Annotated in this window: 15 protein-coding genes; all 15 read right to left on the reverse strand. The window is 43.4% G+C overall.

Translation table 11 applies throughout. The annotated features are described in order from the left end of the window. Nucleotides 1-2: 2 nt before the first annotated feature. A complete protein-coding gene (secG, locus tag EC328_RS08200; protein WP_128426330.1) occupies nucleotides 3-230 on the reverse strand; it encodes a preprotein translocase subunit SecG in 228 nt (75 codons plus the stop codon). A gap of 101 nt (nucleotides 231-331) precedes the next feature. After that, nucleotides 332-769 carry a Fur family transcriptional regulator gene (locus EC328_RS08205; protein ID WP_164906080.1) on the reverse strand — a complete coding sequence of 146 codons (438 nt, stop codon included), beginning with the start codon at nucleotides 767-769 and terminating at the stop codon, nucleotides 332-334. An 11-nt stretch (nucleotides 770-780) separates the two neighbouring features. Further along, nucleotides 781-1,608, reverse strand: coding sequence for a metal ABC transporter permease (locus EC328_RS08210; protein ID WP_206363839.1), 828 nt, complete (start codon nucleotides 1,606-1,608; stop codon nucleotides 781-783). A 16-nt stretch (nucleotides 1,609-1,624) separates the two neighbouring features. Then, the gene (locus EC328_RS08215) at nucleotides 1,625-2,317 is read right to left on the reverse strand and encodes a metal ABC transporter ATP-binding protein (protein ID WP_164906081.1); all 693 of its coding nucleotides are present in this window, start codon (nucleotides 2,315-2,317) and stop codon (nucleotides 1,625-1,627) included. Continuing rightward, a complete protein-coding gene (locus tag EC328_RS08220) occupies nucleotides 2,310-3,296 on the reverse strand; it encodes a metal ABC transporter solute-binding protein, Zn/Mn family (RefSeq protein WP_128426333.1) in 987 nt (328 codons plus the stop codon). Before EC328_RS08220 ends, EC328_RS08215 begins: the two co-directional genes overlap by 8 nt. A 119-nt stretch (nucleotides 3,297-3,415) precedes the next feature. Beyond that, nucleotides 3,416-4,708, reverse strand: a complete 1,293-nt coding sequence (eno, locus tag EC328_RS08225; RefSeq protein WP_128426334.1) for a phosphopyruvate hydratase — start codon at nucleotides 4,706-4,708, stop codon at nucleotides 3,416-3,418. 16 nt (nucleotides 4,709-4,724) lie between these two features. Continuing rightward, on the reverse strand, nucleotides 4,725-6,257 hold the full coding sequence (gene gpmI / locus EC328_RS08230) for a 2,3-bisphosphoglycerate-independent phosphoglycerate mutase (RefSeq protein ID WP_128426335.1): 1,533 nt from the start codon (nucleotides 6,255-6,257) through the stop codon (nucleotides 4,725-4,727). Beyond that, complete coding sequence (gene tpiA, locus EC328_RS08235; protein ID WP_128426336.1) at nucleotides 6,250-7,017, reverse strand: triose-phosphate isomerase; 768 nt, start codon at nucleotides 7,015-7,017, stop codon at nucleotides 6,250-6,252. The genes gpmI and tpiA overlap by 8 nt, the downstream gene beginning before the upstream one ends. A 12-nt stretch (nucleotides 7,018-7,029) precedes the next feature. Further along, on the reverse strand, nucleotides 7,030-8,217 hold the full coding sequence (locus tag EC328_RS08240; protein WP_128426337.1) for a phosphoglycerate kinase: 1,188 nt from the start codon (nucleotides 8,215-8,217) through the stop codon (nucleotides 7,030-7,032). A 75-nt stretch (nucleotides 8,218-8,292) separates the two neighbouring features. Continuing rightward, nucleotides 8,293-9,300, reverse strand: coding sequence for a type I glyceraldehyde-3-phosphate dehydrogenase (gene gap, locus EC328_RS08245; protein ID WP_128426338.1), 1,008 nt, complete (start codon nucleotides 9,298-9,300; stop codon nucleotides 8,293-8,295). An 18-nt stretch (nucleotides 9,301-9,318) separates the two neighbouring features. Beyond that, entirely contained in the window at nucleotides 9,319-10,332 is a 1,014-nt protein-coding gene (locus EC328_RS08250; protein WP_128426339.1) for a sugar-binding transcriptional regulator, read from the reverse strand. A 136-nt stretch (nucleotides 10,333-10,468) separates the two neighbouring features. Beyond that, nucleotides 10,469-11,839: an RNA polymerase factor sigma-54 gene (gene rpoN / locus EC328_RS08255; protein WP_128426340.1), complete on the reverse strand. Its 1,371-nt coding sequence runs from the start codon at nucleotides 11,837-11,839 to the stop codon at nucleotides 10,469-10,471. 166 nt (nucleotides 11,840-12,005) lie between these two features. Next, nucleotides 12,006-13,187, reverse strand: a complete 1,182-nt coding sequence (grdD, locus tag EC328_RS08260; protein WP_128426341.1) for a glycine/sarcosine/betaine reductase complex component C subunit alpha — start codon at nucleotides 13,185-13,187, stop codon at nucleotides 12,006-12,008. Between the two features lie 10 nt (nucleotides 13,188-13,197). Continuing rightward, entirely contained in the window at nucleotides 13,198-14,736 is a 1,539-nt protein-coding gene (grdC, locus tag EC328_RS08265) for a glycine/sarcosine/betaine reductase complex component C subunit beta (RefSeq protein ID WP_128426342.1), read from the reverse strand. Between the two features lie 68 nt (nucleotides 14,737-14,804). Continuing rightward, entirely contained in the window at nucleotides 14,805-16,115 is a 1,311-nt protein-coding gene (gene grdB / locus EC328_RS08270) for a glycine reductase complex selenoprotein B (RefSeq protein WP_128426343.1), read from the reverse strand. Nucleotides 16,116-16,145: the final 30 nt, after the last annotated feature.

Raw genomic sequence — 16,145 nt, forward strand, 5'->3', positions numbered from 1 at the left:
CCTTAAAATGCTGCCAGTGCTATAGCAGAAATTATAAACACTATTGACGAAGCAATAGTAACCTTCCTCAACATAGCTTGTCTGCTGGTACCAATGCTCTTTCCGAACAATGAATCGGCAGATCCGCCACCCATGGCTCCAAGGCCCTCTGACTTGCTTTCCTGCATGACGATGCTGACTATCATGGTGATGCTGGCTACCAGCATTAAGACTGAAAACAAAGTTGACATTCCCACACCCCCTGTATCCCAAATAATTATTTATCCAAGTCTATAACATTAACATTTTAACATAGCCTAATAGTAAAAGCAACGGCAAAAGTCATTTGTGTTTATTCCCTTTTTGCTTTTTGACACTTCGGACACACTCCTCTTATTTCAAGATTGTGGCCTACTATCTCGTAACCGGTGGATTTCCTGATCTTAATTTCATAGTCCCCCAGAGGACAACCCTTTATCGGTATTATCTCATTGCACACAGTGCAAACGATGTGATGTCTGTGCTCTCTGTGATTCAACTCATAGGTGGCCTTTCCCTCGAGATTGAGATTCGTTTTTATAAGGATATCTTTTTGAGTAAAGGCATCCAGTATTCTATATACAGTTGACAGGTTGGCAGTGCCTTTTTCTCCTCCCGAAAGTGTAAGATATATATCCTCAGCAGTCAATGGCGAATCTGCTTCAGAAAGAAGCTGTAATATCCCTACCCGTTGCTTTGTAACCTTGATGCTGCTTGCCTTCAACAGTAATACTATATCGTCCTGTTTCATCATCCACCCTCCTAACTTCTTAGAATAGGCTTTAATGCAAAGAATACAATGAAAACCAGTGCATTTACCATTACTATTGTGGCACCTGACGGGAAATTTAAAACGTAGGATGCAAGTACCCCTATTATGACTGCTGCAACTGATATCAATGCTGAAATCACTATAGTTGATTTGAAACTCCTTGAAACCTGAAGTGCAGTGACCGTTGGGAATACTATCATGCTTGAGATTAACATTGTACCTACTACTCTTATCCCCAGGACTATTGTTATGGAAGCAAGAGTTGCAATAAGGTAGTTCATGAGCTTTGTTCTGATGCCTATTACGCTGGCAAATTCCTCATCATGCGTGACTGCAAACAGATCATTGTAGAAAAATACGACAAGCGCGATCACAAATCCTGCCAAAACAATAGACAAGTACATATCTGAGTCCGTTATTGCCAAGATGCTCCCAAACAAATAGCTGAACAGGTCTATGTTGAATCCACCGGCAACACTTGAAATCAAGACACCTAAGGCTACGGAAAAGGATGAGACCAATCCAATTGCAGCATCTCCATGAAGCCCCGCCTTTTCATTCAATTGCATTATGAATATAGATGATAGTATTACAATGGGGATAGAAACCAATAGTGGCGAAGTTCCAAAAAATAGTGCTATTGCAACTGTAGCGAAGCTCACGTGGGCCAGGCCGTCGCCTATCATGGAATATTTCTTAAGTACAAGGAAAATACCGAGGAGCGCACTACTGAGTGCTATGAATATCCCAACTATTATGGCTCGCTGCATGAAGCTATAGCTTAAAGCCTCCTTAATCAATTCAAATATATCGGTCAATTTGACACGTCACCTCTCAATGAATATGGTCGTATTCCGGAAATTCTGCAGCTGGGCCAAAATAATCGATTTCCCTATCCAGCAGCATAATCTTTCCAGCATATTTTCTGATCGAAGCAATGTCATGAGATACCAGAAGGATACTATTTCCCTCATTTTTATTGATGTCTCCGATCAGCATGAAAAAGTCACTTCTTACCTTTGGATCCAAAGCACTTGTCGGCTCGTCCAATATCAATAGCCTGGGATTGTTGACCATGGCTCTCGCCAGTAGAACTCTCTGCTGCTGTCCTCCCGACAGGTCGCCGATTTTTTTATGCTTCAGGCTGTATATATCAAGCCTTTTAAGGATATCGTCTATTTTCCTGTCGTCCTCCTTGCCTATCCTTTTAGGAAAGCTTTTTGAACCGATCAAGCCGACTGCAATGACCTCATGTACCTCAGCTGGAAAAAGAGTATTCCCAGTCACAGCAACTTGCGGAAGATACCCTATGCTTCCCCTGGACCCCTTGGCTGAATAGGAGACTACCTCTCCTGATGCAGCTTCAACCAAACCGAGAAGCGCCTTGACCAGTGTTGTTTTTCCTGATCCATTTGCTCCGACAAGCCCAATATAATCTCCCTCGTTTATCTCAAAGGAAATATTTTTCAAAACCTCCTGTTGCCTGTAATTGACGCACAGATCCCTGACTTCTAATATTTTATTCATCATATCCCAGCCCTATCTTTAGGTTCTCAAGATTTTCATACATAAAATCAATATAGCCTTTTCCTGACTCAAGGTCATCAATGGATACGTTGTGAACACCATGCAGAAGAAGTATCTGGATCCCAGTTTCCTCTGCAATCACTCTGGCAACTTTGGGATCGGCAAGCTCTTCATAAAATATCGCCTGGGCATTTGTAGAAGCAATAGTCTCCATAAGACTTGCTATGCTCTTGGGACTTGGTTCAGAATTTGGTGAAAAGCCTTCATAAGGGGACATATGCTCAAGGCCATATCTGTGGGCGAAATATCCGAATGCGAAATGCCCTCCAGATAGAATTGTGTTTGACTTCGAATGGTCAACTACATCTCGTATGTCCTGATCCAGCTTGATCAGCTTTTCCTTGAGTATTTCGGTGTTCTCAGTATAGTATGCGGAGTTCTCAGGATCTTCTTCATGTAGAGCGGTATTTATACTGTCAGCCATAATGACAGCCATGTTCGGATCAGTCCAGTAATGCGGATCAACTCCATGATCCCCATCCTCGTGGCCATCTTCATCCCCTTGGTCATTTACATGATCGTCCAGCTTAAGCGCAGGGATATCCTCTGACAGATCAACAACCAATACCCCCTGAGATTTCAAATTCTCTACTATATTAGCTGCCCAGGGCTCCATGGCTTCACCAGTATACAAAAATATATCTGTTTTGGATAGGGATACTATATCCTTCGGTGTTGGCTCAAAGGAATGTGCTTCCATTCCAGGAGGCAATAAAAGTGTGACTTCAACCAATTCTCCCCCTATTTCCCTGGCAAAATCATACTGAGGAAATAGCGTCGCTGTAATGGATATCTTTCCACCTACAGTCTCATGATTTACAAGCTCTTGTTCATTAGTGGCTGTACCTGCTTCACAACCACCTGCAAATATTAAGGTAAAAACCGCAATCATTATAATAAGAATTTTCATTGATTTCATTGTTTGACCTCCTTAGCGATTACTTGTAAGTTATACCCTCGCAGAAAAAAATAAAACGCAAATGCAAATTATTTGCATGTGCGTTTTATTTTACCTCTGTATCAATAGGTTGTCAAAGATTATTTTTTGATATTGTAAAAGGTCTTGATGCCCTTGAATTTTGCCATTTCACCAAGTCCATCCTCAATTCTTAGCAGCTGGTTGTACTTAGCCACCCTGTCTGTTCTTGACGGAGCACCAGTCTTTATCTGACCTGCATTAGTAGCCACTGCCAAATCTGCAATAGTGGAGTCCTCTGTTTCTCCTGACCTGTGAGATATAACTGCAGTATAGCCATTTACTTTTGCCAACTCAATTGCATCCAGGGTTTCCGTTATAGTACCTATTTGATTCAGCTTGATGAGGATTGAGTTGGCAACACCCATTTCAATACCTTTTTGCAATCTATCAGTATTAGTAACGAAGAGGTCGTCACCAACGATTTGGATCCTATTGCCAAGCTTATCTGTCATAAGCTTCCAGCCGTCCCAATCATCCTCTCCCAAGCCGTCTTCTATTGATACTATAGGATATTTTTCGACAAGCTCCTCATAGTACTTGACCATCTCCTCAACTGTCAACACTCTGCCTTCGCCCTCGAGATTGTAGGTTTTGCTTTCTTCATTATACATTCCTGATGCTGCCACATCCAGTGCAAGTACGATGTCTTTTCCTGGTTCATAGCCTGCCTTTTTTATCGCCTCAACTATCGTTGCCAGAGCTTCCTCATTGCTGGACAGGTTAGGAGCAAAGCCTCCTTCATCACCGACTGATGTGCTGAGACCCTTTGATTTTAAAACAGCTTTAAGATTATGGAATACCTCTGTACCCATCCTAAGTCCTTCCTTAAAGCTTGTTGCTCCTACAGGCATTACCATGAACTCCTGGATGTCAACGTTATTGTCGGCATGCTCGCCGCCATTTAGGATGTTCATCATGGGAACAGGGAGAGTTTTGGCGTTTACTCCGCCCAGATATTGATACAAAGGCACTCCCAATTCATTTGCTGCTGCCCTTGCCGCTGCCATGGATACTGCCAGTATAGCATTGGCTCCCAGCTTTCCCTTATTGCTGCTATCATCAAGCTCTATCAGTATCTGATCGATAAGAACCTGATCGAATACTTCAAGACCAATTATTTCATCAGCAATTATATTGTTTACGTTGTCTACAGCTTTCTGTACTCCCTTGCCCAGGTACCTGGACTTGTCCATGTCTCTAAGCTCTACTGCCTCGTATATACCTGTTGATGCCCCCGAAGGCACTATTGCCCTCCCAAATGCCTCAAGCTCTGTCCAAACCTCGACTTCAACGGTAGGATTACCTCTGGAATCTAACACTTCTCTTGCGTATACATCTGTTATCAAGCTCATTCTATCACTCTCCTGTTCAATTTATTATCAGGGACTCCCCTGTCATTTCAACTGGCTTATCAAGTCCTAAAAGCTCAAGGATCGTAGGTGCAAGATCAGCCAAAATACCGGCCCTTAGTTTAATATTTCTTTCCCCAACCAATATCAGCGGCACATCATTAGTCGTGTGGGCGGTAAAGGCACCACCATTAACGGTATCGATCATCACTTCAGCATTCCCATGATCTGATGTGATTATAACTCTTCCATCGTACTCCATCATCTTTTTTACTATTTCGCCCAGACAACTGTCCACTGTTTCCACTGCCTTTACTGCTGCGTCAATGACTCCTGTATGGCCTACCATATCAGGGTTGGCGAAATTAAGGATAATTAGGTCATATTTCATAGATTCTATTCGCTTAAGGACCTCATCCTTAACCTCATATGCACTCATTTCAGGCTTCAGATCATAGGTAGCGACCTTTGGCGATGGTATGAGAGCTCTGTCTTCATTCTCAAAGGGAACCTCACGCCCCCCATTAAAAAAGAAGGTTACATGAGCGTATTTTTCCGTTTCAGCTATTCTTAGCTGTGACATGCCTTTGTGGGCAATATACTCCCCAAGCGTATTCTCAAGTCCGTCATTTCTGTAGGCAACATGAATGTTCTCGATCGTCTTATCGTACTCGGTCATTGTAACAAAGTGCACATCTACTCTCTTGTTTCGCTCAAAACCGGTAAAATCATCGTCCATTATCGCCCTTGTTATCTGTCTGGCTCTGTCTGGCCTGAAGTTGAAATAGATTACTGAATCCTTATCTTCTATGGTCGATACAGGATAGTTATCCTTAAGGATCACAGTAGGCAACATGAACTCGTCGGTTATTCCTGCAGCATAAGAATCCTCTACTGCCTTAACAGGATCATCTGCGATTGGACCGATTCCTGATACTATGGCATCATATGCCAGTTTAGTCCGCTCCCAACGCTTATCTCTGTCCATAGTGTAATATCTTCCCGACACAGTTGCAATTGAGCCAACGCCTATAGCTCTGATCTCTTTCTCAAGCTCGCCAACTTGTCTGGCGCCGATAGTTGGAGGAACGTCCCTCCCATCAAGGATAGCGTGAACAAACACCTTGTCGATGCCCTCGTTTTTCATGAGCCTCAATAACGCATAAAGATGAGTGTTGTGGCTGTGTACTCCGCCATCCGATACAAGACCCATCAGATGCACTGAGCTGTTGTTCCTTTTTGCGTTTTCTACGGCTCCAAGAAGAGCTTCATTCTTAAAAAACCCGCCATCATCGATATCCTTGGATATCCTTGTCAGCTCCTGATAAACTATCCTCCCGGAGCCTATATTTAGATGTCCGACCTCAGAGTTACCCATCTGGCCCTCAGGAAGACCTACAGAAAGGCCGCTAGCCTTTAGTTTTGTGGTTGGCCACTTAGCCATGAGATCGTCAAAATTCGGTTTCCGTGCAAGCTTGACCGCATTCCCGGGACCGTCTGGTCCTATTCCAAAGCCGTCTAATATCATAAGCATTACAGGTTTCTTAGACATTTGCTTCCTCCGTCTTATAGTTGATTAGTCTCCCAAAATCACTGGCCTTAAGGCTTGCGCCACCTACCAGCGCACCATCTATGTGCTCCATGGACATAAGCTCCTTTATGTTGTCCGGTTTGACACTCCCACCGTACTGGACCCTTATAACAGAGGAAGTGCCCTTGTCATATAGTGACTCCAGGGTCTTTCTTATAAGGCCGCACATCTCATTCGCTTGCTCGGATGTCGCTGTCTTGCCTGTACCTATAGCCCAAATAGGTTCGTAAGCTACAACTGTTTTTTCAGCATCCTTTGATCCAATATCTTTAAAAGCCTTCACTATCTGATCCTTTACCAGGGTCAGATGAATTCCATCCTCTCTTTGCCCAAGGGTCTCGCCCACGCATACAATAGGTATCAAGCCATCATTTAATGCTGCCTTGAGCTTCATATTGACAGTCTCGTCAGTTTCACAGAAATATTGTCTGCGCTCGGAATGACCTATTATTACATATTCCGTCCCTAGCTCCTTAAGCATTACAGACGAAATTTCGCCTGTATAAGCTCCTTTTTTTTCCCAGTGGAGGTTTTGTGCTCCGATCTTTATCCCAGTTTCCCTTGTAAGCTCTATTGCAGCCTGTATCGATGTGTAAGGAACACAAAGCACAGTCTCAACATCTCCACTCAATTCTATCTCAAGGATCTCCTTTATGAGATCATTCGTCTGCTCGATTGTATTATTCATCTTCCAGTTTCCTGCTATTATTGGTTTTCTCAACCGAATTCCTCCTTATTCACTGATGGCGTCTATACCGGGGAGCAGTTTCCCTTCAAGAAGCTCAAGTGATGCTCCTCCTCCGGTCGAAACATGAGTCATCCTATCTGCAAGCCCTGCTTTCTCAACAGCAGCAGCAGAATCTCCTCCACCAACTATAGTTATTGCACCCGACTTTACCATAGCCTCAGCAATCGCATAGGTTCCCTTATTAAAGCTGTCCATTTCAAAAACACCCATTGGCCCGTTCCAGATTATCGTCTTCGCCTCACTGATTACACTCTCGAACAGTGCTATGGAATCAGGACCTATATCAAGACCCATCATATCAGAAGGTATACTCTCAACTGGAACATTAAAATGCTCAGAGTCGTTCTTAAACTCCCTTGCAACAACTACATCTATGGGAAGTATCAGAGCTACACCATACTTCCTTGCTTTTTCCATAAGCTCTTTGGCAAGATCCAGCTTATCCTCCTCTAAAAGTGAGGTGCCTATTTCAAGCCCCTTGGCTTTAAGGAATGTGAATGCCATGCCTCCTCCAATTATTATTGTATTGACCTTGGTAATAAGATTTTCTATAACTCCTATCTTGTCTGATACCTTAGCTCCACCTAATATAGCCACAAATGGTCTTAGCGGTTCATCAAGCGCTTTGCCCATTATCCCTACTTCCTTTTCTACCAGGAATCCCAGTGCTGAGGGAAGATGTCTTGAAACTCCAACATTCGATGCATGAGCACGGTGTGAGGTTCCAAAGGCGTCGTTGATATAAATATCCGCCAATGAGGCTAAGCTCTCAGCAAACTCCTCTCCGTTTTTCTCCTCTTCCTTACGGAATCTTGTATTCTGAAGCATCATGACCTGTCCTGGTTTAAGGGACTCAGCCATTGCCTTCACCTTGTCACTGACGACCATATCATCGTCTGCGAAGATGACCTCTCTGTCGAGCAGCTCAGACAGTCTTTTGGCCACTGGAGCCATTGAATATTTTGCCTTGGGTTCTCCCTTTGGCCTGCCTAAATGTGACATAAGAATGACGGATGCATCGTTGTCCAGAAGATATTTTATAGTGGGCAATGATGCTGTTATCCTTATGTCATCAGTTATATTCATTTCCTCATCCATAGGTACATTATAGTCTACTCTTACGAGTACTCGCTTCCCTTGAATATCCATATCTCTTATTGTTTTTTTATTCAACATGCCATCCACCTTCTTTATAGTTTTGTGGTAACGCAAAACGGGTCGGGTCATATGGACCCGACCCTGATAATACTACATCTTTGAAGCTATGAGACTTGCCAGGTCGACTACTCTTCTTGAGTAACCCCACTCATTGTCATACCATGATACTACTTTAACCATGTTGTCTATTACCATTGTAGAGTCGGCATCCACTATAGATGACCTATTATCTCCAACGAAATCTCTTGATACCAGAGGTTCTTCACTGAATCCGAGGATTCCTTTTAATTCTCCCTCGCTTGCTTCCTTGAGGAATGCATTTACCTCTTCCTTGGTAGTCGGTTTTTCCACTTCGAAAACTACGTCCACAAGTGACACTGTAGGCACTGGAACCCTTAATGCAAATCCATTCAGCTTGCCCTTAAGCTCCGGAAGAACAAGGGAAACCGCTTTTGCTGCACCTGTAGTAGTCGGTATTATATTCTCGGCTGCAGCTCTTGCTCTTCTAAGATCCTTATGTCTCTTGTCATGGACCATCTGGTCATTTGTATACGCATGAACAGTGGTCATAAGGCCTTTCTTTACCCCCAGCTTGTCAAGTATCACCTTTGCAACAGGAGCAAGACAGTTTGTCGTACAGGATGCGTTGGATATTACCACGTGTTTCTCCGGGTCATACAAATGGTCATTAACACCCATTACAATGGTTATGTCCTCATCCTTTGCAGGAGCGGTTATCATCACCTTTTTGGCACCTGCTTCAATGTGTTTCATAAGGTCTTTCTTATCCTTGAAAGCTCCGGTGGAGTCTATAGCAAGGTCTACTCCAAGCTTTCCCCAGGGAATATCTATCGGATCTCTGAAAGCAACCACTGGAATCTTCTTCCCATTAATAATAAATCCTTTGTCATAAGTCTCGATGGTTCCCTCGAACTTCCCATATATACTGTCATACTTGAAAAGATGAGCCAAATCCGGAATGTTGCCAGATGCATTTATAGCAACTATCTCAAAGTCCTCTACATTTTGCTCAGCCCAAACCCTGACCACATCTCTACCTATCCTGCCAAATCCGCTTAATCCCACTCTTAAAGTCATATAAATTCCTCCTCTTGATTAGTTTTTAATTTCTAATATTCTATTTGCCACAGCTTCATCTATGACCAGAGTCATGTCCTTTCGGATCGATGAAACGGCAATAATCGCCTCTGCCTTCTCAGTTCCGCCGGCAACTCCGATAACCTCCGGAACTTTTAGATATGTTTCCAGTGAAAGCCCCACTGTTTTATACTCCCAAAGATCTCTTCCTGAAATGTCAAAATAATGTCCAAACGCCTCTGCCACCGCATTATTCCTCATCAGGTCATCAAACTTGCTTTCAGGGAGCGTCCTCCTCCTTGCCATTGTATCGGCGCGACCTATACCAAATAGCAATACTCTCATGTGATCGATCATTTTCAGTATTTCTTTTATCTCCTCGTTTCCGAGGGCAAGCCGTTTTGCATCTTCGCCCATGCTGTCAGGGAGATAAAGCAGTCTGTATTTCGCTCCCAAAGCTTGTCCGATCTTTGCTGCTATTGAGTTTGATTGAGTGTATATATCAGTCCCAAGTCCTCCTCTGGCAGGTATTATAGTAACATCCGGATATCTTTTCTCTGATGTTATCACGTCTGCCACGACAGCCATAGTACTGCCTCCTGTAACGCCAACGATATCTCTGCCATCAAGCTTTTTCTTCAGTATTTCCGCTGCTGAACGACCCATCTCAGCGAGAACCAGATTGCTTGTTGAAGAATCTCCAGGTACTACCATTAAACACTTTACTCCTATAGCTTTTATAACCCTTTCTGTCAGCTCAGGTATCCCCTTGATGGAATTATACGCTTCATCCAGACTCTCCAATAGCTCCAGACCCGAGTCTGTAACATACATACCCATATTGTCTGAGTTTAATAACCTAAGACCTTTCATAATATCCAGCTCTGACCTGGCTATCCTTTCAGATAAGCCAAGCTCAGCTGCCAAGGTTCTCCTTCCAACCGGTTGTCTGAAGGCAACTGTCTTAAGGATAAGATATCTCCTTTCGAGGATGTCTATTGCCTCAGGTGCTATTATTGACAATCTATTCAAGAATTCTATAATACCACCTCCTATACTATGGACTAATTATGTCCCGGCGATTATATATTTGTCCCACCATGGGTAAAAAAATATAGCTCACTTATATTATAGTACAGGGTTGGCTTATTTGCAAGGCCAACCCCAATTAATATCTCCTTCTGAGTGTCGATGATGGAATATTCAACTCATCTCTGTATTTTGCGACTGTTCTTCTGGATATCTCGACGCCTTTCTTTTCGAGGATCTCAGATATTTGCTGGTCACTTAAAGGTTTTTTGGGATCTTCACCAGCCACCATGGATCTAATCATCGATTTCACGCATGTAGCGGATACGTCCCCGTCAGTGCCTGAAAGCCCTGTGGTAAAGAAATATTTAAGTTCAAATACTCCTCTTGGAGTTTGTACATATTTCCCATTAGTAGCCCGTGAAATCGTAGATTCGTGCATCTTTACGTCCTCTGCGACTTCCTTCAGAGTCATCGGCACGAGAACCTTTTCCCCATGCCTGAAAAATTCTCTTTGTCTGTTCAGAATCGATTCAATTACTTTATAAAGCGTTTTCCTTCTCTGTTCAATGCTCTTGATTATCCAAAGGGCTGAATTGAACTTTTCCTGTAGAAATTCAGAGGTTTTTTCATCAGTTGTGTTTATTATAAGATTCTTGTAATACTCATTAATGTTAAGCCTAGGTCCGGAAATGTCGTTAATGGTTATAATTAACTCTCCATCGATCTCTTCAATGGATGCATCAGGTACGATATACCTAATGTCCTCTCCATCGCTTCTGAAGGTTCTTCCTGGTTTTGGTTCAAGGGACTTGACCCAGTCTGCGTATTCCTGTGCATCCTCGATTGTTATGCCCAAATCCTTTGATATCTTTGCCAGCTTATTGGAAGCAATATCCTCCAGGTAATTCATGATGATATTTTTAAGTATCTGATCTTTAGTATCTTTCACCTGCAGCAGCAAGCATTCTTTAAGATCCCTTGCACCGACCCCGGTTGGTTCAAAGCTTTGGATCACTGAAAGCATAAGCTCGACCTCTTCAATCGAGACGCAAAGCTGAGCGGCAATATCCTCAGCAGTTGAGGAAAAATAACCATTGCAGTCTATATTGTTTATGATGTAATCGGCTATTCTGTACTCTCTTGAGCCTATGCTTATCATGTTCAGCTGCTCAGTAAGATGATCCCTGAGGGTAGGCGAATAGCTGATGTAATTATCCATGGAGTACTCATTTCTGGATCTGTCGATTTCACTTTTGTAGCTTATATCATCGAAGCTTTCAAGAAACTCCTTCAAATCAACGTCCTTATCTTCCTTCAGGTTTTCTATCGTTTGGGAGTCCACGTCGCTTCTTTCCATTTCGAGCATCGGATTTTCCTCCAGCTCCTTTGAAAGATAATCCCGAAGCTCCAGGCTTGTATATTGGAGCAGCTGAATAGCCTGCCTGAGTTCTGGAGTCATTACCAGCTTCTGGCTTTGCTCTAACGTTAAATCATAATTTAACCTCATAATGCTCCCCCCTCCCGAAATACTACATTTATATTATATCAAATCAGGGTGGGGTAAACAATTGTTTATGCAATTTTCATACCTATTTCAGTGTAAATCGAGAAAAAAGCAAAAAATAATATCGGGGAATATCCGTTTTATGACATTCCCCCAATAATATCTTAGTTTAGCAGTCTTCAGCCTGTCCTACTGAATAGCCTGCTTTAGAGAGTACTCCCAGTGCTTCGCTTATCTTTGTTTCATTTACCATCACTATTGGTCCTGTGCATCCCATTCCGGACTCTGCATAAATTCCACTTGACCATAGAACCTTGACTGCATCCTCAAGCTCCATAATATCTATTCCATCTATAGTGCCTGTTACAGGCTCTTTCTCAGGAGCTTTAGCTACTGCTTTGGATTCCTCTTTTTTCACTTCTTTTGTAAGTGATGAAAGAAGCTCTTTAAGCCCAGCCTTGTTGGCTGCCTCAAATTCTTTCTTTGCAACTGCTAAAACATCTCCCTGTACCAGCTCGACAGCATATGAAATTGCGTTTGCAATCACAGGAGCACCTGATGCTCTTGACAGTATCATTATAAGTCTGTCATAGTTTTCACCTATGCCAGGACCATATCCGTAGCCTTGAGACTCGTAGCTGCCACCTGTTGTAAAGGATGAAAACACCTTCATCATAATATTGCCAGTCAAGGTATCTGTTATCATTACATCAGGAGTTCCTGCAAGGAGGTCATTTCCTCTCATTACAGCTCCTCCGTCAGCTCTTGAGGATTCAGTGAAGTTTATTTGATAACCCTTCACAGTCAGTTCCTTGAAAGCCCTTTCTACCTGTCTGGCTCCGTCAACATTGAGTATGCCTACTGTAGGGTTCTTTATGCCAATAGCCTTGGCTGCTATAACACCATAGATACCATTCTTTACCATAGCCTCAACTCTATGCGCTGAGGATGTACCGGTAGTCGTAGCAATGATCATTTCCCGACCTTTACCCGGGGTTACAACTCTTCCGACAGTCGATACTCCTATGGGGAAGCTGTAATGAAGAGTAACGCAAGCATCAAGCTCCTTGGAGTCCAGCATTCTCTCCATCTCTTTATAGCCCTGGTCCTCATTCTCCACAACTACCTGGGTCAGGGCCGAATCAACCTTTGGTCCTATCAGTACCACTTCAATATGAGACGCTCTTTTTTGTGCCATTTCAGCACCCTTGATCATGTTTTCGACTCCCAGTTCGCTGCCAAGGGTAGTCAAACCTACTCGGACCTTCTTGCCAAAGCTACCGGTCTCCATTGCATCTGCGATCTCATTAAAGATGCTGCCTATCATTGTTTTTATATTATCTGTTGCCATATCGTCACCTCTATCCTTGCAGAAGGTGTGAAGCAAAATCTCTCATGGCTTCTGCCACAAGGCTTCTTACCTCATCCTGGGATACACCCTTGCTTTCCTCCACGATTCCTTGGTTTTTCTCCATTACTATTGAAACACCGTCGAACAGATTTGTCATTCTGCCCAGGAAAAGACTTCCCTTACCAACTATCATAACTCTTTTGATGTTGCCCTTTTCAAGTTCTTCCTTAGCAAACCCTACATAGGGAACCCCTGAAGGTATATGACCTTGAGTTGGAGCCCAGCCTTCCATGCCGTGCTTGATTATAAAGTCATTGATATCATTTCTGTCCAGCTCGCCCCTCTTTACTCCCAAAGCAGCGATCATTTTATAGTTTGCATTTGGAACATCGCCTGCTCCAGCCGGTTTTGTTACATCCGGATTCTGCATTTCAACTGAGTACTTATCGATATCAGTTATCTTGAGATTCCCTCTGTCCAGTGGTTCAGTTACGAGAGAAGTGATGACTGCCTGCGGTGATGATCCTGTTCCAACTGTATGTCTTCCAACCAGATCTGTTCTCAAAACCGGGCTGACACCATCGTTTTCACTGATAAGAACTGCAAAGCCCCCGATTACATCCTCGAGAACAGGCAGACCTTTCTTGACATGGTCTTTCCCGTTCATACCCAACTTAGCTGTTGAGCCACCAGATACTATAAGAACGTTCTTGAAGGTTCCTGCTTTAACTAATGACGCTGCCGATATCATTGCGTGAGTTGGTGCTGCACAGAAGCCTCTTACGTCTGATCCTGAAGCATTTACCAAACCTGCAACCTCAGCTATGGCCTTTGCGAAATTTCCTCCTCCACGCTGATTCATATCACCACATGCTTCCTCTGAGCATTCCAGTACATATTCTATCTCAGCAGGATCTATTCCTGTGTTCTTTACGAGGTGAAGAGCTGCAAGAACTCCTGAAGCCTTGGACACAAGATTCTCAAAGATAACATGTGCATTTAGATTCACGTCGACATCATGGGCTCGTTTAACACAACCTATTAGCTGATTATCCAGGTAAATAGGCTCTGCTCCCTGTTCTGCAATTAGCTTCTCGATATCAGCAAGCTCGTCTCCAGCCTTCATTCTTGAAATCAGCTCATCGCTAATGAGTGGATGGTCACCAAGCTGCTTTTTGACCTTAGCGGTGAAGTCAGTGGTTAGCTTGACGAGATCGAAAGCATCGACTATTTTAATAAGACCGATAAATTCGTCCTGGGGCAATATTTCTCCATACTTACCGTTCCTGGATGCTCCCGGGACATCCAGTCCTACCCACGGCTGTGGATTTGATCTTAGATCCTCAGGTGTATTGTTCCCTATATATACTTGATTTGGCAGATAGTTTACAGCCTCCTCATAGCTCCTGAGACTGTTGGGAAGATTCTTAAGATACTCTGAATTTGGATTAAGGTGCTTCTCTGTTGTCTGAGTGGTACCGTTATGGAGTACCATGTCAGGAGCATGCACCAGAATATAGCTTGTTCCTTTTACTACTGAATAACTCAAGTGAGTCACCTCCATAATATATTTCTGTATGGAAATGGGTGATTTGTCAATCACCCATTTCCAGTAAATTATTTTTCGAATACTGTTTGTTCAGTTACTTCAACCGTCAATGCGTTAAGAGCTTTTTCAACGATTTTTCTTCTCAGAGCTTTCTCCTCCGCCGGATCCAATGCTGGATTTCCAAGCGGGTGAGGTATAGCGATCGCAGGAACGATCCTGTTTGCTCCTACTGTCAGCGATATTGGAACTACAGTACAGATGTGGACTACTGGTATCCCGGCTCTTTCTACTTCTTTTACCATCGTTGCACCGCAACGAGTACAGGTACCTCAGGTTGAGGTCAGGATAACTGCATCTACTCCATCAGCGACAAGTTCTTTGCTGAATTCAGCAGCAAATTTCTTGGAGCTGGCTACTGCAGTACCATTACCTACTGTAGTATAGAAGTATCTATGAAGCTCACCAATCTTGCCTTCCTTCTCAAGATCTCTCAATACATCTACAGGAAGAACTCTGTCAGCGTCAAGATTTGCATATACAGGGTCGTATCCGCCGTGAGCAGTTGCATAGGTATCAACAGTCAGGTCATAAACTCCATCTATGTCGTATTTCCCGTACTTGGAAGCTGATGATGATTCTATGTGATCCGGATTTCCCTTTGGCACAATACCGCCTGAGGTTACAAGTGCGATCTTAGCTTTGGAAAGATCCTTTACTGCAGGATTTGGTGGTACTCTGTCAAAGTCTGGCATTGGATATTCTGTCTCGAACTCCTCACCCTTCAATTTCTTAAGGAGCATATCTACAGCTCTCTCTGATCCTCTTTTTTCTGCGAAATAGTTCTTTCTGACTCCTCTTGGAAGGTAGCCTTCAACCTCAGGAGCACCTATCTCTTCCTTGCTGACAAGCTTCTTTGCCAGCGGAACCATAGCTGCAACTGCATCCTTCATTCCTACAGCACTATTCTTGGTGGATATTATATAAACTGACTTCTTATACATATCAGCGCCCGGGTTTTCGATATACATGCCAGTCAAAGCAGGTATCCCCAGTTCCGCTTGAACGGCTTCTGTTATCGCACCACAAGCAACTCCGTATCTTCCTGCATTGAAAGCAGGGCCTGCTATAAACAGATCAGGCGAGTAGCCCTTGACCATCTCCAGCACAGCAGCCTTGGCATCATCCATGTTCTCACCAAAATAGCTGTCCCCGCAGATAACAGTAGCAACGATTTCAGCTTCCCCTCCAAAACCAGCCTGAATAGCAAGACCAGGACCAAGTGCACCTTCTCTGACCTCTGGTTTGTGGTCAGCTTTTTCCTCTCCGCCTATGCCGGCAAAGAACTGGTTAATATAATGTACAATTCTTAATTTCCCCATTTGGTTCCCTCCTCTCCTTATATTAGTGGA

This window comes from Gudongella oleilytica (assembly GCF_004101785.1).
Classification (GTDB): Bacteria; Bacillota; Clostridia; order Tissierellales; family Tissierellaceae; genus Gudongella; species Gudongella oleilytica.

What these genes read in the sequence shown, in the direction of transcription:
- gap (WP_128426338.1), bottom strand. Translation starts at nt 9,300, where the DNA reads ATGACTTTAAGAGTGGGATTAAGCGGATTTGGCAGGATAGGTAGAGAT.
- rpoN (WP_128426340.1), bottom strand. Translation starts at nt 11,839, where the DNA reads ATGAGGTTAAATTATGATTTAACGTTAGAGCAAAGCCAGAAGCTGGTA.
- gpmI (WP_128426335.1), bottom strand. Translation starts at nt 6,257, where the DNA reads ATGTCTAAGAAACCTGTAATGCTTATGATATTAGACGGCTTTGGAATA.
- EC328_RS08215 (WP_164906081.1), bottom strand. Translation starts at nt 2,317, where the DNA reads ATGAATAAAATATTAGAAGTCAGGGATCTGTGCGTCAATTACAGGCAA.
- secG (WP_128426330.1), bottom strand. Translation starts at nt 230, where the DNA reads ATGTCAACTTTGTTTTCAGTCTTAATGCTGGTAGCCAGCATCACCATG.
- EC328_RS08220 (WP_128426333.1), bottom strand. Translation starts at nt 3,296, where the DNA reads ATGAAATCAATGAAAATTCTTATTATAATGATTGCGGTTTTTACCTTA.
- EC328_RS08205 (WP_164906080.1), bottom strand. Translation starts at nt 769, where the DNA reads ATGAAACAGGACGATATAGTATTACTGTTGAAGGCAAGCAGCATCAAG.
- eno (WP_128426334.1), bottom strand. Translation starts at nt 4,708, where the DNA reads ATGAGCTTGATAACAGATGTATACGCAAGAGAAGTGTTAGATTCCAGA.
- grdD (WP_128426341.1), bottom strand. Translation starts at nt 13,187, where the DNA reads ATGGCAACAGATAATATAAAAACAATGATAGGCAGCATCTTTAATGAG.